The 22361-nt window shown below is 65.3% G+C and carries 20 protein-coding genes; 7 read left to right on the forward strand and 13 right to left on the reverse strand.

Going from position 1 to position 22361, the window contains the following annotated elements:
- Nucleotides 1–9: 9 nt before the first annotated feature.
- Together rpoZ and DXK93_RS26015 are read left to right on the forward strand one after the other, a co-directional pair.
- Nucleotides 10–213 (forward strand): DNA-directed RNA polymerase subunit omega, encoded by a 204-nt coding sequence (gene rpoZ, locus DXK93_RS26010; RefSeq protein WP_006219679.1) that lies wholly within the window; start codon nt 10–12, stop codon nt 211–213.
- A gap of 21 nt (nt 214–234) precedes the next feature.
- Entirely contained in the window at nt 235–2532 is a 2298-nt protein-coding gene (locus tag DXK93_RS26015) for a bifunctional (p)ppGpp synthetase/guanosine-3',5'-bis(diphosphate) 3'-pyrophosphohydrolase (RefSeq protein ID WP_054454071.1), read from the forward strand.
- 47 nt (nt 2533–2579) lie between these two features.
- Here DXK93_RS26015 and glnQ read toward each other — a convergent pair whose 3' ends face one another.
- The 3 genes from glnQ to glnH all read right to left on the reverse strand — a co-directional run bounded on the left by glnQ (nt 2580) and on the right by glnH (nt 4857).
- Nucleotides 2580–3308 (reverse strand): glutamine ABC transporter ATP-binding protein GlnQ, encoded by a 729-nt coding sequence (glnQ, locus tag DXK93_RS26020; RefSeq protein ID WP_054454067.1) that lies wholly within the window; start codon nt 3306–3308, stop codon nt 2580–2582.
- Nucleotides 3305–3961, reverse strand: a complete 657-nt coding sequence (gene glnP / locus DXK93_RS26025) for a glutamine ABC transporter permease GlnP (protein WP_054454065.1) — start codon at nt 3959–3961, stop codon at nt 3305–3307. Before glnP ends, glnQ begins: the two co-directional genes overlap by 4 nt.
- A gap of 143 nt (nt 3962–4104) precedes the next feature.
- Nucleotides 4105–4857 carry a glutamine ABC transporter substrate-binding protein GlnH gene (gene glnH / locus DXK93_RS26030; protein WP_054454063.1) on the reverse strand — a complete coding sequence of 251 codons (753 nt, stop codon included), beginning with the start codon at nt 4855–4857 and terminating at the stop codon, nt 4105–4107.
- 167 nt (nt 4858–5024) lie between these two features.
- Here glnH and DXK93_RS26035 point away from each other — a divergent pair, with 167 nt between their 5' ends.
- Complete coding sequence (locus DXK93_RS26035) at nt 5025–6059, forward strand: C45 family peptidase (RefSeq protein ID WP_119451592.1); 1035 nt, start codon at nt 5025–5027, stop codon at nt 6057–6059.
- Between the two features lie 73 nt (nt 6060–6132).
- On the opposite strand, the gene DXK93_RS26040 is transcribed toward DXK93_RS26035, so the two are convergent.
- From DXK93_RS26040 to nudC, 3 genes are all read right to left on the reverse strand, one after another.
- A complete protein-coding gene (locus DXK93_RS26040; RefSeq protein WP_119451593.1) occupies nt 6133–9756 on the reverse strand; it encodes a hydantoinase B/oxoprolinase family protein in 3624 nt (1207 codons plus the stop codon).
- 60 nt (nt 9757–9816) lie between these two features.
- Nucleotides 9817–10326 carry a winged helix DNA-binding protein gene (locus tag DXK93_RS26045; protein WP_119451594.1) on the reverse strand — a complete coding sequence of 170 codons (510 nt, stop codon included), beginning with the start codon at nt 10324–10326 and terminating at the stop codon, nt 9817–9819.
- A gap of 139 nt (nt 10327–10465) precedes the next feature.
- Complete coding sequence (nudC, locus tag DXK93_RS26050; RefSeq protein ID WP_119451595.1) at nt 10466–11236, reverse strand: NAD(+) diphosphatase; 771 nt, start codon at nt 11234–11236, stop codon at nt 10466–10468.
- A 271-nt stretch (nt 11237–11507) separates the two neighbouring features.
- Here nudC and DXK93_RS26055 point away from each other — a divergent pair, with 271 nt between their 5' ends.
- From DXK93_RS26055 to DXK93_RS26070, 4 genes are all read left to right on the forward strand, one after another.
- Complete coding sequence (locus tag DXK93_RS26055) at nt 11508–12482, forward strand: TRAP transporter substrate-binding protein (RefSeq protein ID WP_054454053.1); 975 nt, start codon at nt 11508–11510, stop codon at nt 12480–12482.
- 7 nt (nt 12483–12489) lie between these two features.
- Nucleotides 12490–12990, forward strand: a complete 501-nt coding sequence (locus tag DXK93_RS26060; RefSeq protein WP_042793698.1) for a TRAP transporter small permease — start codon at nt 12490–12492, stop codon at nt 12988–12990.
- A complete protein-coding gene (locus DXK93_RS26065) occupies nt 12983–14284 on the forward strand; it encodes a TRAP transporter large permease (RefSeq protein ID WP_119451596.1) in 1302 nt (433 codons plus the stop codon). Before DXK93_RS26060 ends, DXK93_RS26065 begins: the two co-directional genes overlap by 8 nt.
- A gap of 334 nt (nt 14285–14618) precedes the next feature.
- Nucleotides 14619–15689 (forward strand): porin, encoded by a 1071-nt coding sequence (locus DXK93_RS26070; protein WP_119451597.1) that lies wholly within the window; start codon nt 14619–14621, stop codon nt 15687–15689.
- 57 nt (nt 15690–15746) lie between these two features.
- On the opposite strand, the gene DXK93_RS26075 is transcribed toward DXK93_RS26070, so the two are convergent.
- The 7 genes from DXK93_RS26075 to DXK93_RS26105 form a co-directional block, all read right to left on the reverse strand.
- Nucleotides 15747–16454: an ABC transporter ATP-binding protein gene (locus DXK93_RS26075; protein ID WP_119451598.1), complete on the reverse strand. Its 708-nt coding sequence runs from the start codon at nt 16452–16454 to the stop codon at nt 15747–15749.
- A gap of 4 nt (nt 16455–16458) precedes the next feature.
- Complete coding sequence (locus tag DXK93_RS26080; protein WP_119451599.1) at nt 16459–17181, reverse strand: ABC transporter ATP-binding protein; 723 nt, start codon at nt 17179–17181, stop codon at nt 16459–16461.
- Entirely contained in the window at nt 17162–18151 is a 990-nt protein-coding gene (locus DXK93_RS26085) for a branched-chain amino acid ABC transporter permease (RefSeq protein ID WP_119451600.1), read from the reverse strand. Before DXK93_RS26085 ends, DXK93_RS26080 begins: the two co-directional genes overlap by 20 nt.
- Before the next feature lies 1 nt (nt 18152).
- A complete protein-coding gene (locus tag DXK93_RS26090) occupies nt 18153–19004 on the reverse strand; it encodes a branched-chain amino acid ABC transporter permease (RefSeq protein ID WP_119451601.1) in 852 nt (283 codons plus the stop codon).
- Between the two features lie 48 nt (nt 19005–19052).
- Entirely contained in the window at nt 19053–20300 is a 1248-nt protein-coding gene (locus DXK93_RS26095; protein WP_054454039.1) for an ABC transporter substrate-binding protein, read from the reverse strand.
- A 228-nt stretch (nt 20301–20528) separates the two neighbouring features.
- A complete protein-coding gene (locus DXK93_RS26100; protein WP_054454824.1) occupies nt 20529–21335 on the reverse strand; it encodes a putative hydro-lyase in 807 nt (268 codons plus the stop codon).
- Nucleotides 21336–21442: 107 nt separating this feature from the next.
- A complete protein-coding gene (locus DXK93_RS26105; RefSeq protein ID WP_119451602.1) occupies nt 21443–22357 on the reverse strand; it encodes a LysR family transcriptional regulator in 915 nt (304 codons plus the stop codon).
- Nucleotides 22358–22361: the final 4 nt, after the last annotated feature.

Here is a 22361-nt window from a genome sequence, read left to right on the forward strand (position 1 = left end):
GGTGTCCTAATGGCTCGCATTACCGTCGAAGACTGTCTGAATCAAATCCCCAATCGTTTCAAGCTCACGCTGGCCGCGACCTACCGCGCCCGCGAGTTGGCGCAAGGCCATGCCCCGCGCCTGGACAGCAAAGACAAGCCCACGGTCACTGCCCTGCGCGAAATCGCGGGCGGCCTCACCGGCGTGGAAATGCTGCGTAAAGTACCCACCTGATAATCTCCGGGGGCGGCAAGCATGGCTTTTCCCGGGCTGAAGTACGCTTCATCAGGTCTGCTTGCCGCACTGCGTGCCGGCTCCCGTCTTGGGCGCCGCACCGGCAAGAAAGACAAGACTCCCCCCACGCCACCGTCCGTCGCCGCGCAAGAAGCGGCGGACGCGACCGCCTCGCCGGTCGCTTCGCTGGCGCCGCTGACCGAAATCATCGGCAGCTATCTCGACAAGAAAGACGTAGAGCGCGTGCGCGAAGCCTATCGCTTCGCGGACCAGGCGCATCTGGGCCAGTTCCGCGCCAGCGGTTCGCCCTACATCTCTCACCCCATCGCCGTCACCGAAATCTGCGCAGGCTGGAAGCTCGACGTCAACGCGTTGTCCGCCGCCCTGCTGCACGACGTGATGGAAGACCAGGGCATCGCCAAGCACGAGCTGGCCGAGAAATTCGGCCCTGAAGTCGCAGAACTGGTCGACGGCCTGTCCAAGCTGGACCGCCTGGACTTCGCCACCAAGGCCGAACAACAGGCCGAGAGCTTCCGCAAGATGCTGCTGGCGATGGCGCGCGACGTGCGCGTCATCCTCATCAAGCTGGCCGACCGCCTGCACAATATGCGCACGCTGGACGCGGTCAATCCGGAAAAGCGCCGCCGCATTGCGCGCGAAACACTGGACATCTACGCGCCTATCGCGCATCGCCTGGGCCTGAACCTGCTGTTCCGCGAACTGCAGGACCTGTGCTTTGCGGCCATGTACCCGAACCGCTATCAGGTGCTGTACAAGGCCGTGCTGGCCGCACGCGGCAACCGCCGCGAGGTCATCACCAAGATCGCCGATTCGGTGCGGGCTTCGCTGCCCGCCGCCGGCATCGAAGCCGAGGTCACCGGCCGCGAGAAGACGCTCTACGGCATCTACCGCAAGATGGTCGACCAGAAGAAGTCGTTCTCCGACGTCCTGGACATCTACGGTTTCCGCGTCATCGTGCACACCCTGCCCGAGTGCTACCTGGCGCTGGGCACGCTGCATCAGCTCTACCGGCCCGTGCCCGGCAAGTTCAAGGACTACATCGCCATCCCCAAGGTGAACGGCTACCAGTCCCTGCACACGACCCTCGTCGGCCCCTACGGCACACCGGTAGAGTTCCAGTTCCGCACCCGCGACATGCATCACGTTGCGGAAGAAGGCGTGGCCTCGCACTGGCTCTACAAGGGCGCGGACCTGACCCTCAACGACCTGCAGAAGCGCACCCACCAGTGGCTGCAATCGCTGCTGGACATCCAGAGCCAGACCGGCGATTCCGGCGAATTCCTGGAGCACGTCAAGGTCGATCTGTTCCCCGACGCGGTCTACGTGTTCACGCCGCGCGGCAAGATCATTTCGCTGCCCCGCGGCGCCACGCCGGTGGACTTCGCCTACGCGATCCACACCGACATCGGCAACCAGGCGGTGGCCGCCAAGGTCAACGGCGAGTTCGTGCCGTTGCGCACCGAACTCAACAGCGGCGACACGGTGGAAATCGTCACCTCCCCCGCCTCCCGTCCGAACGCGCAATGGCTGAACTACGTGCGCACCGGCCGCGCGCGCTCTGAAATCCGCCACTACCTGCGCACCGTCAAGTACGAAGAATCGGTGGCCTTTGGCGAACGCCTGCTGGGCCAGGCGCTGCAAGAGCTGCACATGCCCCTGCCCGCCACCGACGACCCGGCGTGGCAGAAGCTGGCGCGCAGCACCGGCGCCAGCTCGCGCGAGGAAATCCTGGCCGACATCGGCCTGGGCAAGCGCCTGGCGGCCGTGGTGGCGCGCCGCTTCGCGCCCGAACACCAGTTGGTCGCAACCACGGCCGCTGCCGTGGACGAACTGACCTCGGCGCGCAGCGCCCCCATCCTGATCCAGGGCAATGAGGGCCAGGCGGTGCAATTGGCGCCTTGCTGCGGCCCGCTGCCGGGCGACCCCATCATCGCCGGCATGCGCATGGGACACGGACTGGTGGTGCACACCGCCGATTGCCCGGTGGCCATGCGCCAGCGCCTGCGCGAACCGGAACGCTGGATCAACGTCGCCTGGGACCCCAACAACACCGCCAAGCACCTGGCCACGCGCCTGGACATCGTCACGCGCAACGAACGCGGCGTGCTGGGCCGGCTGGCGGCGGAAGTCACGGCGGCCGACGCCAACATCGTGCACGTCACCATGCACGACGACGCGGTCGCCACGGTGTCGCTGCATCTGACGATCCAGGTCGACAGCCGCAAGCACCTGGCGCAGGTGATCCGCGCCATCCGGCACGTGCCGCAAGTGCAGAAGATCGTGCGCGTGAAGGGTTGAGCAGTTCTTCAGTGCAGGGCTGAATCGCCAGCCCTGCACTGCTCTGCTCAGGTCACGTGCTGCAGAAAATCCTTGAGCCGCTGACTGGGCGGATTGCTCAGCAATTCGCCAGGCGGCCCGTCATGCGCGATCTTGCCCGCGTCGATGAAGATCAGGCGGCTGCCCACCTTGCGCGCGAACTCCATCTCATGCGTGACCACGACCATGGTCATGCCCTCCTCGGCCAGGTCGCGCATGACTTTGAGCACCTCGTGGCGCAGCTCCGGATCCAGCGCCGACGTGGGCTCGTCGAACAGCATCAGCTTGGGCTTGATGGCCAGCGCCCGCGCAATCGCCACGCGCTGCTGCTGGCCGCCTGAAAGCTCGGACGGATAGTGGTCCATGCGCTCGGCCAGGCCGACCTTGGCCAGCAGGCTTTCGGCCAGCTCACGCGCCTCGGCGCGGCTTTGCCCACGGGTATGGATCGGGCCGAACATGACGTTTTCCAGCGCCGTCATCTGCGGGAACAGATTGAACTGCTGAAACACCATGCCCGCCTCGCGCCGGATTTCGCGCACTTGCGCGGCCCCGCCGTTCACGCTCAGGCCATCGACCAGCAGATCGCCATCGTTGATGGTTTCAAGCACGTTGATGCAACGCAGGAAGGTGGACTTGCCCGAACCCGAGGGCCCAACCACCACCACGACCTCGCCCGCGTCGATGTTCAGCGAGATCCCGTTGAGCACCACGGACTCGCCGAAAGTCTTGGTGACGTTGTGGAATTCAACCATGCTCATAGTATGCGCATCCTTCTTTCAATCAGATGCAGGCCCAACGCCATCAGGCCGGTCAGGATCAGGTAGACGATCGCCACCGCCGACCAGATCTCGACGGCGCGAAAGTTGCTGGCCATGATTTCCTGGCCCTGCCGGGTCAGTTCGGCCACGCCGATCACGATGAAGAGCGAAGAATCCTTCAGGCTGATGATGCACTGGTTGCCCAGCGGCGGAATCATGCGGCGGAACGCTACCGGCCCGATGATGTGGAAGAGGATCTTGTGGAACGGCAGTCCCATGGCCTGTCCGGCTTCCTTCAGGCCCTTGTGCACCGATAGCAGCGCGCCGCGCACGATCTCGGAAATGTAGGCCCCGGAATTGATGATGAGCGTGACGATGGCCGCCCACTCCGCGTCCACCCGGATGTTCGCCAGCAGGGGCAAGGCGAAATAGATGAACATCACCTGCACCACGATCGGCGTGCCGCGGATGACCGCGACGTAGACCTGTGCGATGGCCGACAGGATGGGATGCCCGTAAGCCCTTGTCACGCCGGACAGCGCGCCCAGCAAAAAACCGCCGAACAAGCCCCAGAACGTGATCTTGATGGTCATCAGCGTACCCTCGAGCAGATTGGGTAGCGCGTCCCTGATTACAGTCCAGTCAAACTCCACGATATTCCCCCTATGGCGCGGCGCCGCGCCGTAGCGCGGCGGGAGCGGCGCGGGACGATACGCCCGACTGCGGCGTAGCTGCCGGCATCAGCCGGCGCAGGCCGATGCCGGGCGGTCCCGGAATGCAATGCGGACCCGGATGCTCAGGGCTTCTTGCCGAACCATTTGGTATAGATGGCGTCGTACTGGCCGTTGGCCTTCAGCGTGGCCAGCGCCTTGTTCACCTGCGGCACCAGATCGCTGCCCTTGGGGAAGGCGATGCCGTAGAAGTCGCCGCTCTTGACCGAGCCGACCACCTTCACGCGGCCCTTGCCGGCGGTGTTGGCGTAGTACTGGACATTGGGCGTGTCGTGCACCGCGGCGTCGACGCGGCCGGTGGCCAGTTCCAGATAGGCGTTGTCGATGTTCGGGAACAGCTTGAGCTTCGCATCCGGCACCTGCGCCTTCAGGAAGTCCACGGTGGCGGTTCCGGTCTTGACCGCGACGGTCTTGCCGGCCAGGGACTTGGCGTCCTTGATGTCCGTGTTCTTTTCGCCGACCAGGATGGCCAGGCCGCTTTCGTAGTAGGGATCGGAGAAGTCGATGACCTTCTTGCGGTCGTCGCGGATCGTGATGCCGGCCAGCGCCGCGTCGATGTTCTTGGTTTGCAGGCCCGGGATGATGCCCGCGAAGTCCATGGGCTGCAGCTTGTACTTGAGGTTGAGTTCCTTGGCGATGGCCGCCCACAGATCCACGTCGAAGCCCACGTAGGTATTACCCTGCTTGAACTCGAACGGCACGAAAGCGGTATCGGTGGCCACCACCAATTCCTTGCCTTGGGCATGCGCGCCTGAGACGGCACCGAACATGGCCACGGACAGGCCGACCAGTGCGGCGGCGACTTTGCGTTTGATCATGAAACTCTCCTCTTGGGGACCAGTCGGCACCCCGGGGTTGTTGTAGGGGCATGATTCCTGGGCTGCGCCGGGGTCTCCGGCACGGCTTACCGCCGATCTTAACGCATACGTCCCCACCCGGCAGCGGCCGGAAAATTTACAATCCGCATGACACCCGGAGGATTCCCATGGCCTACAAACATGTACGCATTGCCGGAAACCGGCGTCAGACGGGCCTCGCGCTGGGCAAGCTGGCGCGGCCCCTGATGGCGACCTACCTGGACCAAAGCCGCACCTGGGACGCGCTGCGGCCATGGCGCGGCCACGCCTTCCTCGACGAGCTGGCGCAACAGGCGCAAGCTGCGCTGCCGGCAATCTGGGAAGAACTGGAAGGCATGGCCGAGGGCCTGCACATGCCGATCGAGGACGTGCTGCTGTGGAACTGCCGCGGCGACCTGCTGCACAGCACCACCGACGGCTGCACGTCCGTCGCGCTGAAAGCGGCCGACGGCACGCGCTGGATCGCACACAACGAGGACGGCGATCCCTATCTGCGCGGGCGCTGCCATCTGGTCGACGTGGCGCTGGAAGACGCGCCTGGCTACCTCAGCTTCTACTATCCGGGCTCGCTGCCCGGCCATACCTTCGGCGCCAACCGCGCCGGACTGGTGCAGACCATCAACAACCTGCGCATCCGGCAGCGGCATCCCGGCGTGCCGCGCATGCTGATGGCGCGCGCGGTGCTGGATTGCACGACGCTGGACGAGGCGCTCGGCCTGTTGCGGGACCTACCGCACTCCGGCGGCTTTCACCACACCCTGGGCGCGGCCGGCGACGCCCGCCTGCTCAGCGCGGAAGTGGCGCCGGGCGAGGTTTCCATCCTGGAGATCGGCACGCGCTACGGCCATGCCAATCACATGGTGCATGCCGACATGGGCGGCATCGCGCAGATCGTCACCGACTCGTCGCGGGCGCGACAGAACCGCATCGAGGGCATCGTGGACGGCTGGTCCAGCGCGACCGCCAGCGCGGATCTGCTCGCCGCGCTGCACGACACCGAAGGCGAACTGCCTATCCTGCGGACCTCGCCGGATGATCCCGATGACGAGAACACGCTGGCGACGGCGGTCTTTGAAATTGGGGAAAGCGAAGTGACCTTGCGGGTGTATGACCGGAAGGCGAGAGCGGAGATCGTGCTGGATGTGATGTCAGATACGGAGTGAGATTGCCGCCTGACCCATCAACACAACGGCCGCGTCATCACTGACGCGGCCGTTGTCTTTCGGTGCAGACGGATTACACCGCCCCGTACCCGCCGCCTCCCGGGGTTTCGACGACGAAGATATCGCCCGGACGCAGCTGTGCGCTGTCTTGCGGACCCAGTTCCTGGACCGAACCGTCGGCGCGTTCGACCGAGTTGCGTCCCATGGCGCCGGGTTGCCCTCCCGCCAGGCCGAACGGCGCATACAGGCGGTTGTTCGACAGGATGGCGGCGGTCATGTCCTCCAGGAAACGGATGCGGCGCACACCGCCGTCACCGCCCGGGTAGCGGCCGGCGCCGCCCGAGCCCTTGCGGATTTCGTAGGATTCCAGACGCACCGGGAAACGGAACTCCAGCACTTCGGGGTCTGTCAGCCGCGAGTTGGTCATGTGCGCCTGCACCAGCGAGGTCCCGGCGAAACCTTCATCGCGAGGCCCCGCCGCGTCGATGCGCACAGGACCCGCGCCCGTGCCGCCCGAGATGGTCTCGTAGTACTGATGACGCGCGTTGCCGAACGTGAAGTTGTTCATCGTGCCCTGGCTTGCGGCCAGCACGCCCAGCGCGCCATACAACGCGTTGACGATGCACATGGACGTTTCCACGTTGCCCGCCACCACCGAGGCCGGCGGATTCGGACGCAGCATCGAGCCTTCCGGCAGGATGATGGACAGCGGCACGAGGCAGCCGTCGTTCAGCGGAATATCGTCATTGACCAAGGTGCGGAACACGTACAGCACCGCCGCAACGGCGATGGCGCCCGGAGCGTTGAAGTTGTTGTCCAGCTGGTTAGACGTGCCCGTGAAGTCCACCACGGCGCTGCGCGCCTCGGTGTCCACCTTAACGGCCACGCGGATCACCGCGCCGTTGTCCAGCGGGTACTCGTAGCTGCCGTCCTTCAGCACCGAGATCACGCGGCGCACCGCTTCCTCGGCGTTGTCCTGCACGTGCCCCATGTAGGCCCGGACCACGTCCAGGCCGAAGTGGTCGCACATGCGCAGCAGCTCCTGCACGCCCTTTTCATTGGCGGCGATCTGCGCGTGCATGTCGGCGATGTTCTGGTCCGGATTGCGCGCCGGCCAGCGGCCCGAGCCCAGGATGCCGCGCGCCGCGGCTTCGCGGAACTCACCGTTCTTCACCAGCTGGAAGTTGGTGAAGAGCACGCCCTCGTCTTCCACCGTCTTGGAATCCGGCGGCATGGAGCCCGGCGTGGTGCCGCCGATGTCGGCATGGTGGCCGCGCGAACCGACGTAGAACAGGATCTCCCGCCCATCGCGGTCGAACACCGGGGTGATGACCGTGACGTCGGGCAAGTGCGTGCCGCCGTGGTACGGATCGTTCACCACGTAGGCGTCGCCAGGCTGCATGTTGCCGGCGTTGGCGTTCATGACCGTGCGCACGGACTCGCCCATGGACCCAAGGTGCACCGGCATGTGCGGGGCATTGGCGATCAGGCGGGCTTGCGCATCGAAGATCGCGCAAGAGAAGTCCAGGCGTTCCTTGATGTTGACCGAGTACGCCGTGTTCTGCAGGCGGTAGCCCATCTGCTCTGCGATCGACATGAAGAGGTTGTTGAAGACCTCCAGCATGACCGGATCGGCCTGCGTGCCGATGGCGCGGCGCTCCGGACGCGCTTCCACGCGGCGGATCACGAAGTGGTCCTGCGCCGTGAGTTCCGCCTGCCAGCCGGCCTCGACCACCGTGGTCTGGTTGGGTTCGGAAATGATGGCGGGTCCCGCCACCACGTCGCCGCCCGCCATGTCCTCGCGCACGTACAAGGGCGTGTCGCGCCAGGCGCCGCCGCTGTACATGCTGACGACGCGGCTGGGAGCCAGCGCGCCGTCGCGCACGCGCGCCGCGGACGCGTCGCCGACGCGCTCGCCGCCGCCCGTGGCTTCGACCGAGATGGTTTCCACCACCAGTTCGCGGTTGGGCATCAAGAACGAATAGCGCAGGCGGTAGGCCGCTTCGAATTCCTTGCGCGCCTGTTCCAGGTCCGTGTACGCCACTTCCAGCGAGGTATCGGTGCCGCGGTACTTCAGATGCAGGCGGCGCTGCACGCTGATGTCGCTTTCCGCCACGTGCTGGCGGCGCAGTTCGCCGACCGCCTGGCCGGCCAGCTCGTCGAATTCGCCCTTCAATGCCAGCATCAGTTCGGCATCGAGAACCTTCTCGACCGTCTTCTGGCGCATGTCGGTCTGGTCGGCCAGGCCCATGCCGTAGGCCGACAGCACGCCGCCCAGCGGGTGCGCGAACACCGTGGTCATGCCCAGCGCGTCGGCGACCAGGCAGGCATGCTGGCCGCCCGCGCCGCCGAACACCGTCAGCGCGTACTCGGTCACGTCGTGGCCGCGCTGGACCGAGATGCGCTTGATGGCCTCGGCCATGTTGCCCACGGCGATTTCCAGGAAGCCTTCGGCCAGCTGTTCGGGACTCATTTCGCGGCCAGTGGCGGCGCGCACTTCGTCGGACATGGCCGTAAAGCGCGCCACGACCGCATCGCGGTCCAGAGGTTCATTGGCCTCGGGGCCGAAGACCTTGGGGAAAAAGTCGGGCTGGATCTTGCCCAGGAGGACGTTGCAGTCCGTCACCGCCAGCGGGCCGCCGCGGCGATAGCAGGCGGGACCCGGGTTGGCGCCGGCTGAATCCGGACCCACGCGCAGACGCGCGCCGTCGAAATGCAGGATCGAGCCGCCGCCCGCCGCCACGGTGTGGATGCTCATCATGGGCGCGCGCATGCGCACGCCGGCCACCTGGGTCTCGAATTCACGTTCGAATTCGCCGGCGTAATGCGACACGTCGGTGGAAGTGCCGCCCATGTCGAAGCCGATGACCTTGGGAAAGCCCGCGATCTCGCTGGTGCGCACCATGCCGACGATGCCGCCGGCGGGACCCGACAGAATGGCGTCCTTGCCGCGGAAGCGATGCGCGTCCGTCAGGCCGCCGCTCGATTGCATGAACATGAGGCGGATGCCCGGCAGTTCGCCGGCCACCTGGCCCACATAGCGCTTCAGGATGGGCGACAGATACGCGTCCACCACCGTGGTGTCGCCGCGCGACACGAACTTGATCAGCGGGCTGACCTCGTGCGAGGCCGACACCTGCGGGAAGCCCACTTCACGCGCGATGCGGGCCGCGATGCGTTCGTGCTCGGGCGCATGCCAGGCGTGCATGAAGACGATGGCCACGGCGCGGATGCCGCTGTCGTAGGCGGCCTGCATGGCTGTGCGCAGCGCTTCCTGATCCAGTTCGCGGATCACCTCGCCGTCGGCGGCCACGCGCTCATCCGCTTCCACTACGGACTCGTAGAGCATCTCGGGCAGGACGACATTTCGGTCGAACAGGCGCGGACGGTTCTGGTAGGCAATGCGCAGACCGTCGCGGAACCCCTTCGTCGTGACCAGCAAGGTGCGCTCGCCCTTGCGTTCCAGCAAGGCGTTGGTGGCCACCGTGGTGCCCATCTTCACGCACTCGACCTGATCGGCGGGCACGGGCTGGCCGGGCGCGATACCCAGCAACTTGCGGATGCCGGCCACGGCTGCGTCGCGGTACTGCTCGGGGTTTTCCGAGAGCATCTTGGCCGTGGTGGTCGTGCCGTCGGGGCGACGCGCCACGATGTCGGTAAAGGTACCCCCACGGTCAATCCAGAATTGCCACTTCATAGCTGTCCTTGCAAACAAAGGGTCGCCGCGGCGCCTGCGGCCGCGCACGGGTAAACGGAATCAGAGAGAGGTCGCCGCGCGGGCCGCCTGGTCGTACAGGCCGGACAACGCGCGCAGCGTATGCGCCAGCTGGCGGCTGAAGTCCAGCCCGCCCCCGCCCGGCGCGTCCAGGCCGGCGGTCAGGCATTGCTCGCGGACCTCGGCATAGCGCTTGAGTATGGCCGCGCCTTCCGGGGTCACGCTGTAGAACACTTCCTTGCTGCTGCGTTCGCCCTTGACCACGCCCAGGCGGTCGAGTTTCTTCAGCGCGTAGCTGACGATGTGCGTGTCCTCGACATTCAGCGTGAAGCAGATGTCGGCCAGCTTCTTGGGGCGCTCGCGGTGATAGACATGATGAAAGACCATCACGTCGGTGGGCGTCAGGTCGGGCAGCCCGGCCGCCGCCATGCAGCGCACGGTCCAGCGGTCGAAGGCGTGGCTGGCGATCATCAGACCGAATTCCACTTCGGAAAGGTCGGGCGCGCTGCCGCCGGCCAAATGGGCCGACGATGCAATCAAAGTGGGGGTCATGGAAGACGCAAGCCGAGTTTATCTGAACGAAATACTAATAATTTATCTATATTTCATCAATAAAAAATACGAACAAGACGCCGGAAATCCCCTCTTTCAAGGGAATACCCCTACAGGACTACAGCCGAAACAGGCCGTCTTAAGGCGCCGACCAGCCCATGGGCAGGTTCGCCCGGATCAACCACCCCGCGATGGAAATCCGCGGCGCGATATCGGGCATGGGGTCGCCGGGACCGAACCAGCGCGCATCGGCGATCTCGTCTTCCTGCACGCGTATGTCGCCGGACACGTAGTCCGCTGTGAACGCGACCATGAGCGAATGCGGGAACGGCCAGGACTGGCTGCCGAAATACTGCAGGTTGCCGACCTTCAGGCCGACTTCCTCGTGGACCTCGCGGTGGATGGTCTGCTCGATGCTTTCGCCGGGTTCGACGAAGCCGGCCAGCGCGGTATAGCGCGAGGTCGCGGTGGTGGTATGGCGTGCCAGCAGGATGCTGTCGCCCTTGCGGATCAGCACCATCATGGCGGGCGAAATGCGCGGATAGGCCGAAAAACCGCAGGACGGGCAACGCAGACAGAATTCGGTGGGCACCCGCTCCGCCGGCGTACCGCAGACGCCGCAGAACCGGTGCGTGCGCGCCCATTCGGCGATCTGGTAGGCGCGTCCGGCCAGCGCCATGCGCTCGTCATCCAGTACGCCAAAGAGCGAACGCAGCTTCCTAAACGCATAGCCTTGCGGCGGCTCCACGCCCGGATCCACGTGCACGGTGCGGTACGGCGAACCGGGCAGCGTCCAGATCGGCTGCAGGGCCGTGGCCGCCACGCCTATCCGTACACACAATGCAGTGTCCGGCAGGACGGCCGAAGTCTCTTCCACCAACAACTCATCACGACGAAAAACGAAGTTCACACATGCCTCGGCATCACGCTTTCGATAGCGCAATGTTAGAAGAAAAACGGCTGCCGCAATGCGTTTGCGCAAAGATTGAACCCTCAATGATCGGCAGTGCGCACGCCTGTTAGGAATAACCCGTAAAGACGCGATTTCGCGCGCCCCGCCGCCGCATAGCAACATAGAATGGCACGGCTTTTCAGCTGCGCGTCATCGCCGCGGCGCTCTCATTTTCGCAATGCCTATCGGGCACAACCCGGCTTCACCATTCGCAAAGAAGGACCCACCCATGCACAAGAAAATCTCCCTGCTCGCCGGCAGCATCGTCCTGGCGTTCAGCGCAGGCGCACAGGCCCAAACCAAATGGGATCTGCCCACGGCCTACCCGGCCAGCAACTTCCACGTCGAGAACCTGACCACCTTCGTCAAGGACGTGGACACGCTGTCCGAGGGCAAGCTGAAGATCACGCTGCACAACAACGCCTCGCTGTACAAGGCGCCCGAGATCAAGCGCGCCGTGCAAGGCAACCAGGCGCAGATCGGCGAGATCCTGCTGACCAACTTTGCGAACGAAGACCCGATCTACGAACTGGACGGCCTGCCCTTCCTGGCCACCGGCTATGACGCGTCGTTCAAGCTCTACCAGGCGCAGAAGCCCTTCCTCGAAAAGAAGCTGAACGCGCACGGCATGACGCTGCTGTACGCGGTGGCCTGGCCGCCCCAGGGCATCTTCGCCAACAAGGACATCAAGCAGATCAGCGACATGAAAGGCCTGAAGTGGCGCGCCTACAGCCCGGTGACGGCCAAAATCGCCGAACTGGTCGGCGCGCAGCCCGTCACGGTGCAGCAGGCTGAATTGGCCCAGGCCATGGCCACCGGCGTGATCGATTCTTACATGTCCTCGGCGTCGACCGGCTACGACACCAAGACCTACGAGTACATCAAGAAGTTCTACGACACCCAGGCCTGGCTGCCGAAGAACGCCATCATCGTCAACAAGAAGGCGTTCGACGCGCTCGACCCCGCGGCCCAAGCCGCCTTGAAGAAGGCTGGCGCGCAAGCCGAGGAACGCGGCTGGAAGCTGTCGCAGGAAAAGAACAAGTGGTATCAGGCGGAACTGGCCAAGAACGGCATGGAAACCATCCAGCCCACGGTTGAGCTGAAGGAAGGCCTGTCCGTGATCGGCAAGCGCATGCTGGACGACTGGCTGAAGAAGGCTGGCGCCGACGGCCAGGCCATGATCGACGCCTACAAGAAGCAGTGATATTTCCATGCGCCGCTTTCTAGATGGTCTTTACGGCGCGGCCGGCCTGCTGGCCGGCCTGTGCACGATCGGCGTCCTGGTGTCGGTGCTGGCCGCGATCATCGCGCGCCAGCTCAGCATGAACATACCCGGCACGGACGCCTATGCCGGGTATTTCATGGCCGCCGCCGGGTTTCTCGCCCTTGCCAGTACGTTCAAGCACGGCGAACACATCCGCGTGACGCTGCTGCTCAATTCGCTCAAGCCCGCCGCGGGTCGCAAGCTGGATATCTTCGCCCTGGCGGTCGGCTGCCTGCTGGCGTCCGCCTTCGCGTTCTTCAGCATCAAGCTGACCTACGACTCCTGGCAGTTCAACGACATCTCCACGTCCAACGACGCCACGCCGCTCTGGATCCCCCAGCTCAGCATGGCCGTGGGCACGGTGCTGTTCCTGGTCGCCCTGATCGACGAGCTGATCCGACGCTCACGCGGCCTGGCCGCCGCCACTTCGCAGCAAACCCATGAATGAACTACTCGTCATAACCCTATTGGTCGTCTCGATCTTCGCGCTGCTGGGCTGCGGGGTCTGGGTCGGCCTGACCCTGGCGGGCACCGCCTGGATCGGCATGGAGATCTTCTCCAGCCGGCCCGCGGGCGATGCCATGGCCGTCACCATCTGGGGCGCGTCGTCCAGCTGGACCCTGACCGCCCTGCCGCTGTTTCTGTGGATGGGCGAAATCCTGTTCCGCACTCGGCTGTCGGAAGACCTGTTCAAGGGCCTCGCCCCCTGGCTCAACCGCCTGCCCGGGCGGCTGCTGCACACCAATGTGATCGGCTGCGCCATCTTCGCGGCGGTCTCGGGCTCGTCCGCGGCGACCTGCGCCACGGTCGGCAAGATGACCATCCCGGAACTGACGCGCCGCGGCTACCCCGAGGACAAGATCCTGGGCACGCTGTCGGGCGCCGGCACGCTGGGCCTGCTGATCCCGCCTTCCATCATCATGATCGTGTACGGCGTGGCGGCGGACGTGTCCATCGCCAAGCTGTTCATCGCGGGCATCGTGCCGGGTATCTTGCTGGCCTTGCTGTTCATGGGCTACATCGCCTGGTGGGCGATCCGCAATCCCGGCCAGGTTCCGGCGGCCGACCCCGGCCTGACGTTGCTGGAGAAGCTGTCGCGCTCGCGCCATCTGATCCCCGTGATGCTCCTGATCGGCGCGGTGCTGGGCTCCATCTATACCGGCATCGCCACCGCCACGGAAGCGGCGGCCGTCGGCGTGGTGGGCGCGCTGATCCTCTCGGCGCTGCAGGGATCGCTGAACCGCTCCACCTTCATGCAGTCGCTGCTGGGCGCCACCCGGCTGTACTGCATGATTGCGCTGATCCTGGCGGGCGCGCAGTTCCTGACGCTGGCCATGGGCTACATCGGCCTGCCGCGTGCGCTGGCCGAATGGATCGGAGGCCTGGGCCTGTCGCAGTTCGGGCTGATCATGGCCTTGATGGTGTTCTTCATCGTCCTGGGCTGCTTCCTGGACGGCATCTCCATCGTCGTGCTGACCATGGGCGTGCTGCTGCCCACGGTGCAGGCCGCCGGCATCGACCTGATCTGGTTCGGCATCTTCATCGTGTTCGTTGTAGAAATGGCACAGATCACGCCGCCGGTCGGGTTCAACCTGTTCGTGCTTTCCGGCATGAGCGGCAAAGAGCTGCCCTACATCGCGCGCGCCTCGCTGCCTATGTTCTTCCTGATGATCCTGGCCGTGCTGCTGCTCTATGCCGTGCCTGGCATAGCGACATGGCTGCCGCTGCACATGACGCTGTAGGACGACGTCACCCTGAAAACCCCGTTTCTGAAACGGGGTTTTTTTTCGCCAGGGCTGGCGCCCTACCCGCTCCCCCTGTTTTGCCGTCCTGTAAACCAGGGAAAACTCCAAAAAACAACAGGTGTTGTTCGTGCCCCAGTTTTTCTAGAATTCCCAGGCGCTGCTACGTTGCAACATTACAGCGTATATGTGCATATGCGGCCATCGCCCGGACCCGCGCTTACCGTAAGCGTCGGTGCGACGGCCCAGCGCCTGACGATCCGCCAGGCGCAAACAGCCGGGCCAAAAGCCCGGCGCCACTAAAAAATAGCGCTACCCAGGAGGAGCCCCCAGCATGAAACGCATTACCCTATCCCTCGCCCTTGCAAGCCTGGGCCTGGCCGCCGGCGCGGCCCAAGCCGAAACCAGCGTCACCCTGTACGGCATCGCCGATGTCAGCATCCGCTACCTGAGCACCAGCGCCGGCAGCGTCGGCCAAGACGGCAGCCGCGTGTCGATGGAGAACGGCGCCATCTCCAACAGCCGTTGGGGCCTGCGCGGCTCCGAAGACCTGGGCGACGGCAACCGCGCCTTCTTCCGCCTGGAAAACGGCTTCAACATGCAGAACGGCCGCGGCTCGGATCCGTCCAAGACGTTCAGCCGCCTGGCCTACATCGGCCTGGACGGCGGCAACATCGGCGCGCTGACCCTGGGTCTGCAGAACACCCCGATGTTCGACTTGCTGGCTGACTACTTCGACCCGCTGACCGTGGGCAACTACGACCAGAACGCCTGGCTGCCCGCCGCCATGTCGCGCGTGCGCACCAACAACATAACCAAGTACTCCAACACCATCGGAGACCTGGCTTTCGTGCTGTCCTGGGCCAACGGCGACGACTACAACGACCATAAGGCCGGCCAGCAGTATGGCGCCAGCCTGCGCTACACGGTCGGCAAGCTGGGCCTGGGCGCTGCCTATCAGCAGACCTACGACGGCACGGATTCCGATCTGCGCCAGCGCGTCTGGAACCTGAACGCCTCCTACCAGTTCGAAGCCGCCAAGGTCTTCGCCGGCTACTACAACGGCCGCGACGAAACCGGCTGGGTCAACGCCGTCATGGGCGGAGAACAGGCGCCCGGCCTGAATCGCAAGGACAACGGCTACTTCGCCGGCGTCACCTGGCAGGCCACGCCGCGTTGGGCCATCACCGGCGCCGCCTACTACGACCAGAGCAAGAACGTGGTCGAAGATGGCGACAAGGGCAAGCGCTACGCGCTGGTCGCCGTGGCCGAGTACTCGCTGTCCAAGCGCTCGCAGATCTACGGCACCGTCGACTGGAACAAGGTCAACGATGCCGCCAGCGGCGAAATCGCCGGCAAGACCAGCCAGCTCGGCGCCGCAGTGGGCTTCCGCCACATCTTCTGATGGCAGTCCGTGCCGGATGCCATGTGCGTCCGGCGCGGTTTCGTCACGCCCCCATCCTCACATCCCCAGATACGCCTTGCGCACCTCGTCCGAGGCTGCCAGTTCCGCCGCTTCGCCCGACAGCGCCACCCTGCCGCTCTGCATCACGTAGGCGCGCGCCGCGACTTCCAGCGCCTGGGCCATGTTCTGCTCCACCAGCAAGACCGACAGGCCGTCGTCGCGGTTCAAGGCGGCCAACGCGTCGAATACCTGTTCCACCAGCAGGGGCGACAGGCCCAGGCTGGGCTCGTCGATCAGGAGCAGGCGCGGCCCGCTCATCAGCGCGCGGCCGATAGCCAGCATCTGCCGCTCGCCGCCCGACATGGTTCCGGCCAGTTGCGTGCGACGCTCCTTCAGGCGCGGGAACAAGGCATAGACCCGCTCCAGGCGTTCCCCGTACACGCGCTCATCGCGCACCGTATAGGCGCCCAGGCGCAGGTTCTGTTCCACGGGTTGGCGCGCGAAGACGCGGGCGCCTTCGGGGATCATGGAAATGCCCTGGGTCACCAGCCTGTCCGGCGGGGTGCCAGTGATGTCCCGGCCTTCGAAAATTACCCGGCCGCTCTTGGGCTTGACCGACCCGACGATCGCCATCAGGGTGCTGGATTTGCCCGCGCCGTTGGCGCCCAGCAGCGCAGCGATTTCGCCCGGCCTGACCTCCAGCGACAAGCCGCGCACCGCCTGCACGCCGCCGTAGGCCACGCTCAGGTCTTCCACTTTCAGCATCGCATCAGGCACGGTGCTTTCTCCCCAGATAGGCTTCGATCACAGCCGGGTCGCGCACGATTTCCTGCGGCGCGCCCTCGGCGATCATCTGGCCGAAGTTCAGCACCAGCATCCGCTGCGCCAGCCGCATGACCACCTCCAGCACATGCTCCACGATGATGAGCGTAACGCCCGACGCGTGGATGCCTCGCAGGATCTCGGACAGGGCGATGGCCTCGGCCGGATTCAGGCCGCCCGCCACTTCGTCCAGCAGCAGCATGCGCGGCTCGGTGGCCAGCGCCCGGGCCAGCTCGACCCGCTTCTGTCCCGCCACATTGAGTTCGGACGCCCTCACGTCGGCGCGCTCGGCCAGGCCCACCAGTTCCAGCACACGGGCCGATTCGCGGCGCGCGTCCTGCAGGCGCGGATGGCGCAACAGCGCGCCGACCACGGCGTTTTCCAACACCGTCATCTGTCCGAAGCTGCGCGGGATCTGATAAGTGCGCACCAGGCCCATGGCAGCCACCTGTTCGGGCCGCCGGCCTATCATCGACTGGCCATCGAAGGTCACCGAGCCTGAGGTGGGCTCGTGGTGCCCCACCAGGCCGTTGAACAAGGTGCTCTTGCCCGCCCCGTTCGGGCCGATGATGGCGACGATCTCGCCCGCCTCGACCGACAGCGAGATGTCCTTGTTCGCGACCAGGCCGCCGAATTGCTTGGTCAGGTTCTTAACGTCCAGCAGAGCCACGGCGCCTCCTCAGTGTGACCAGCCCGCCCGGCAGGAACATGGTGACCAACAAAATAGCCAGGCCGAAAACCAGCAGGTCCAGGCCCATGCCCGAACTGCCCCACAGCACGCGCGTGCCCTCGGATAGCGGCAGCAGCACCGCCGCGCCCAGCCACGGGCCGATCAGCGTGCCGACCCCGCCCAGGATGGTCACCAGCACGACCTGCACCGACATCGTCAGGTTGAACATGGATTCCGGATCGATGAAGCCCACGTACATGGCGAAGAAGCCGCCCCATACGCCCGTCATGCCCGCCGACATCACGAAAGCCAGCATCTTGTAGCGGTCCGCAGGCACGCCCAGGCTGCGCGAGGCCGCCTCGTCGCCGTTGATGGCGCGCCAATAGAAGCCGGTCTTGGAATGCACCAGGAAGAACGTGGCGCAGAAGGTCAGGAAGGCCAGGCCCACCGCGATCCAGTAGTACGGCACCTTGCTGCGGAACAGCAGCATCCAGGCGGCGTCGCCGATGGGCGCCTCCAGGCCGACCGCGCCGCCCGCCCATTCCCAGTTGATCATCAGCAGCAGGCCAATCTGCAGCAGTGCGATGGTGGCCATGGCGAAGTAGTGGCCGGACAGCCGCAGCGTAGGTCCGCCCACCAGCCAGGCCAGTCCGGCGCTGATCAGTCCGCCCAGCGGGATGCCCAAGAGCGGCGTGAGCTTCAGATGGTGCAGGAGCAGCAAGGTGGTGTAGCCCCCTACTCCCACGAACACGCTATGGCCAAACGAGATCCGCCCCAGGAAGCCGCCCACGAGGTTCCAGCACGCGCCCAGCGCGCCGAACATGATGGCCAGCAGCAGCACCTGCAGGGTGAAGGCGTCCTTCACGACCATTGGCACCAGGGCCATCAGGATGGCGGCCACGGCCGCGGCCAGGACCGGCCATTTGGGCACGCCGGCGGACGGGGTATCGATGTTGTCTGTCTTGTTCATCTCACCACCGCCCGAACAGGCCGCGCGGCCGATACCAGAGAACCAGGATGAACAGGATGAAGACGCTCACCGTCTTCAAGGCCGGCGCGACGAAGTAACCCGTCATGGCTTCGATGATCCCGATCAGGATGCCCGCGATGAAGGCGCCCGGCAGCGAGCCGAAGCCGCCCATGCACACGGCCACGAAAGCCAGCAGGCCGAACACGGTGCCCACCGAGGGGAACACATAGAAGAAGGTGGTCAGCAAGGCGCCAGCCAGCCCCACCGCCGCGCTGCCCAGCATCCAGACCTGGGCGTTGACCCGGTCCGGCGAAATGCCCACCAGCGCCGCCACCTGGCGGTCTTCCGCCACGGCCTGCAAGGCATGGCCCCAGCGCGTGCGGTACACCAGGATGAACAACGCCACCACCACCACCAGCGCGATCAGGCCCGTGACCACCTGGGGCCTGCCCAGCGAGATGCCGGCAACCGTGACGCTGCCCGACACCAGCGTGTCCGGCAGGCTGCGGTAGTCGGGGCTGAAGGCGATGAAGGCGATCTGGCGCAGCACCAGCCCAAGGCCGAAGGTGGCCAGGATGACCGCCATCGCCGGCCCTTTCTGCAAGCGGCGGATGATGAGCGCGTAGGTCAGGAAGCCGACGAAGGCAAGCACGATGGCCACCAGCGGCGCCGACAGCGTGGGATCGATGTGGCCCAGCGTGTAGAGCCAATAGGCGGCATACATGCCCAGCATCAGGAACTCGCCATGGGCGAAGTTGATGACGTCGGTGATGCCCCATATCAGCGCCAGCCCCACCGCCACCGCGGCATAGATCAGGCCGTTGAACAGGCCTGCCGAGAGAGCTTCGAACATGGAGTGCTCCTCGCGGCGGGCCCCGCGGCCCGCCGCGTCAGACTATGTTTACTTCCAGGTGAACGGCAGCGTGGGCAGGTTCTTGTCCGTACGGTATTTTTCCGGCCATACGGTCTGGTAGGCGGCGCCCTTGAGCTCCAGGATCAGGCCCGAACCCTTGGTGTTCTGGCCCTTGGCGTCGAACTGCACGCCGGCCCAGGGCATCGCGACCTGCGCCTCGCCCAGATCGGTGGCGGCCAGCGCCTTGCGGATCGCCTCGGGGTCCGTCGAGCCGGCCCGGTTAATCGCGTCGGCCAGCACCAGCACCCCTTGCATCGAACGCGCGTTGTTGCCGTTCAGATCCTTGCCCGTCTTGGCCTTGTACATGTCGTTGATCTTCTTCAGCCCGGCCTTGGATGCGGCCACGTCATTGCCCCAGACGTCGCGCGTCAGCACGCCCTGGACCTGCGGCCCCACTTCCTGCACGAAGCGCGAATCGATGAAGCCCGCGTCGTTGGCCAGCAGCACCGGCGGCGCGTACTTGCTTTCGCGCATGGTGCGCACGAACAGCATGGCGTCCGAGGTATAGCTGGCGAAGATCGCCACGTCCGGCTTGGCGGCGGCGAGTTTCTGCACTTCCGCCGTCACCGAGGCCGAGCCCGCGCTATAGGCGATGTTGGCGACCAGTTGGCGCTTGTACTGCTTGGCGAACTTTTCGACCGCCTTGTAGGTGTTCACGCCGAAGTCGGTGTTCTCGTACACCACGGCGATCTTGGCGGTCGGCACGGCCTTCACGCCGTCCAGAAACTGCATCATGTTCTCGACGAAGGTATCGTCATTGGGCGAGGTGCGGAAGAACCACTTGTAGCCGCGCTCGGTCAGGTCCGGGCTGCTGGATTCGCCGTTTACATAGGGAATGCCGCGCTGCTCGGCGATGCGGCTGGCGGTCTTGGTCACGGCGGACTGGTAGGCGCCGGTCAGGGCCACGACCTTTTCCTGGTCGATCAGGCGTTGGGCATCAGCCAGGCCCACTTCGGGCTTGCCCTGGGAATCGCCGAACACCACTTCGATCTTGGCGCCTCCCAGCGCCGGCAGCCCGCTGCCCGCGGCCAGCGGTATGCCTTCCAGTTCGGGATGCGGATTGTTGATGATTTCGACCGCCAGTTCGACGGCCGCCTTGATTTCAGACCCCGTCGACGCCAAGGCGCCCGATAGCGGATAGATCGCGCCGATGCGCACGGCCTGTTGCGCCTGCGCGGGAACGGCGCACATCAGCGCCAGGCTCGCGGCGACACCCGCGATGAGCTTCATCTTCATAACTGGACTCCTGGATTGGACCGGCTGGGTATGAAAGCAATGCATGGCCGCGTTCGCGGCGGCACGAGACCGTCCGGCAAGCTGGAAGGCCCCAGATTCAAAGCGGTTGTCGCCATTTCCCCTTGTCCTTTAATGGATCGTTTTGGTGGCACAACTGGTATTGCAGCGCGAGTACGACTTCTAACCGCTACCCGCTTACGCGCTGCTGAGAAAGCGGATCGCAGGCGGTCAGAACACCGCCATCCGGCTATTGATGAGGTCCGTGACCAGCATGTGGCCCGGCGCGTGGGTAATGCAGAACTCCGGCCGCACGGCTGCGACCACCGACTGCGGCGTCACGCCGCAGGCCCAGAACACAGGCATCTCGCCTTCGCGTATCTCCACCGGATCACCATAGTCCGGGCGGTTGACGTCGGCAATCCCGATCAACGCGGGGTCGCCGATATGCACCGGCGCGCCGTGGACCGAGGGAAAACGCGAAGTGACCTGGATGGCGCGGATGGCGTCCGCGGCCTTCAGGGGACGCATGGATACGACCAAGGGGCCGCCGAACACGCCCGCGGCATGGGTCGGGATGCTGGTGCGGTACATCGGCACGTTGCAGCCCTGCTCGATGTGGCGCACGGGCAGGCCGTTGTCCAGCATCGCTTCCTCGAAGGAGAACGAGCAGCCGATCAGGAACGACACCAGATCGTCGCGCCACAGGTCGCGCACGTCGGTGGGCTCGGCCACCAGCTCGCCGTTCTGCCAGACGCGATAACGCGGGATGTCGCTGCGGATGTCGATGTCCTGGCCCAGTTCCGGCACAGCGGGATCGCCCGGTTCGGACATGGCGAGCAAGGGACAGGGCTTGGGATTGCGTTGACAGAAATGCAGGAAATCCGCCGCCAGCGCGCGCGGCAGGATCGCCAGGTTGGCCTGTACATGGCCGGGCGCCAGGTTGGCGGTGGGGCCGGTGAGCTTGCCGCTGCGCGCATCCAGGCGCGCCTGGCGGGCCAATTCCACGCTAGTGCGCGCGGCAGGGTTCGTATGCATGTCCATCCCTTCAATGACGATTCAAGTATGGGGACATTGCACAGGAACCGCGCAGCAGCGTCCAATCACAAGTTGCGATAGACCCCGATCAAAATTACTTATCAGGGTTATGCCGGATGGCGCAGCGCCTCTTCGCGCGCAATCTGCTGCGCTGCTTCGGCCACCGCGCGCGGAATCTGGCTGTCCGGCCCCTGCATCCAGCAGGCGGTGTAGTGCAGCGGCGGCAAGGCCGGCGCCTTCACGTCCAGGATGCGCAATTCGCCTTGCGCCAGCTCCTTGTGCAGGATGACGGGCGCGATGACCGCGGTGCCGATGCCGTCCTGCGCCATCCGCACGATGACGCTGAGCGCCGAACTGCCGTACATGCGCGGCGCCTCCACGCCGGCCTGCTGCAACAGCTGGCGCACGGCGCGGTGCGGGTCGGTGGTGGACGGATACGTGATGACGGGCCATTCGGCCAGCCGCTTCAAGGGGATGGGCTGGCGCCCCACCTTGAGCTTGGGACTGGCCACCCAGCTCAGCGGGTAGTTGCAGAGATACAGGTTTTCGATGCGCGGCTCTTCCATCGGCCCGAGCAGGAACGCCAGATCGATCTGGCGCGAGGCGAGCTGCGTCTTCAGCACGGTGGTCGTATCCACCTGGATCTCGACCATCAGCGCCGGATAGACGTCGTGCAGATACTCCATCAGGGTCGGCAGCCAGGTATGGACGATGGTTTCCGATACCCCCAGCCGCAACATGCCGCTCATGACGCTCTTGGCGCGCGCGGCCTCCTGCATGTCGCGCCGCATCTGCAACATGCGCTCGGCGTGCGACAGCAGTTCGCGTCCCTTGCCCGTCAGCTTGATACCGCGCGCATCGCGGTCGAACAGGCGCACGCCCAGATCGGATTCCAGCGACGCGATGCGCTGGGAAATGGCGGGCTGGGTGGCGTTCAGCTTTTCGGCGGCCGCCCGGAAACCGCCCAGGGTGGCGACCCAGAAGAACGTTTCGATATTGCGCAGATCCTGTCTCTTATACACATCT

Source organism: Achromobacter sp. K91, from assembly GCF_003576205.1.
In the GTDB taxonomy this organism is placed as follows: Bacteria; Pseudomonadota; Gammaproteobacteria; order Burkholderiales; family Burkholderiaceae_B; genus Achromobacter; species Achromobacter aegrifaciens.

What these genes read in the sequence shown, in the direction of transcription:
- DXK93_RS26060 (WP_042793698.1), top strand. Translation starts at nt 12,490, where the DNA reads ATGCGCCGCTTTCTAGATGGTCTTTACGGCGCGGCCGGCCTGCTGGCC.
- DXK93_RS26095 (WP_054454039.1), bottom strand. Translation starts at nt 20,300, where the DNA reads ATGAAGATGAAGCTCATCGCGGGTGTCGCCGCGAGCCTGGCGCTGATG.
- rpoZ (WP_006219679.1), top strand. Translation starts at nt 10, where the DNA reads ATGGCTCGCATTACCGTCGAAGACTGTCTGAATCAAATCCCCAATCGT.
- DXK93_RS26075 (WP_119451598.1), bottom strand. Translation starts at nt 16,454, where the DNA reads ATGCTGAAAGTGGAAGACCTGAGCGTGGCCTACGGCGGCGTGCAGGCG.
- DXK93_RS26085 (WP_119451600.1), bottom strand. Translation starts at nt 18,151, where the DNA reads ATGAACAAGACAGACAACATCGATACCCCGTCCGCCGGCGTGCCCAAA.
- DXK93_RS26035 (WP_119451592.1), top strand. Translation starts at nt 5,025, where the DNA reads ATGGCCTACAAACATGTACGCATTGCCGGAAACCGGCGTCAGACGGGC.
- glnQ (WP_054454067.1), bottom strand. Translation starts at nt 3,308, where the DNA reads ATGAGCATGGTTGAATTCCACAACGTCACCAAGACTTTCGGCGAGTCC.
- DXK93_RS26015 (WP_054454071.1), top strand. Translation starts at nt 235, where the DNA reads ATGGCTTTTCCCGGGCTGAAGTACGCTTCATCAGGTCTGCTTGCCGCA.
- DXK93_RS26045 (WP_119451594.1), bottom strand. Translation starts at nt 10,326, where the DNA reads ATGACCCCCACTTTGATTGCATCGTCGGCCCATTTGGCCGGCGGCAGC.
- DXK93_RS26090 (WP_119451601.1), bottom strand. Translation starts at nt 19,004, where the DNA reads ATGTTCGAAGCTCTCTCGGCAGGCCTGTTCAACGGCCTGATCTATGCC.
- glnH (WP_054454063.1), bottom strand. Translation starts at nt 4,857, where the DNA reads ATGATCAAACGCAAAGTCGCCGCCGCACTGGTCGGCCTGTCCGTGGCC.
- DXK93_RS26070 (WP_119451597.1), top strand. Translation starts at nt 14,619, where the DNA reads ATGAAACGCATTACCCTATCCCTCGCCCTTGCAAGCCTGGGCCTGGCC.
- DXK93_RS26100 (WP_054454824.1), bottom strand. Translation starts at nt 21,335, where the DNA reads ATGCATACGAACCCTGCCGCGCGCACTAGCGTGGAATTGGCCCGCCAG.
- DXK93_RS26065 (WP_119451596.1), top strand. Translation starts at nt 12,983, where the DNA reads ATGAATGAACTACTCGTCATAACCCTATTGGTCGTCTCGATCTTCGCG.
- DXK93_RS26055 (WP_054454053.1), top strand. Translation starts at nt 11,508, where the DNA reads ATGCACAAGAAAATCTCCCTGCTCGCCGGCAGCATCGTCCTGGCGTTC.
- DXK93_RS26040 (WP_119451593.1), bottom strand. Translation starts at nt 9,756, where the DNA reads ATGAAGTGGCAATTCTGGATTGACCGTGGGGGTACCTTTACCGACATC.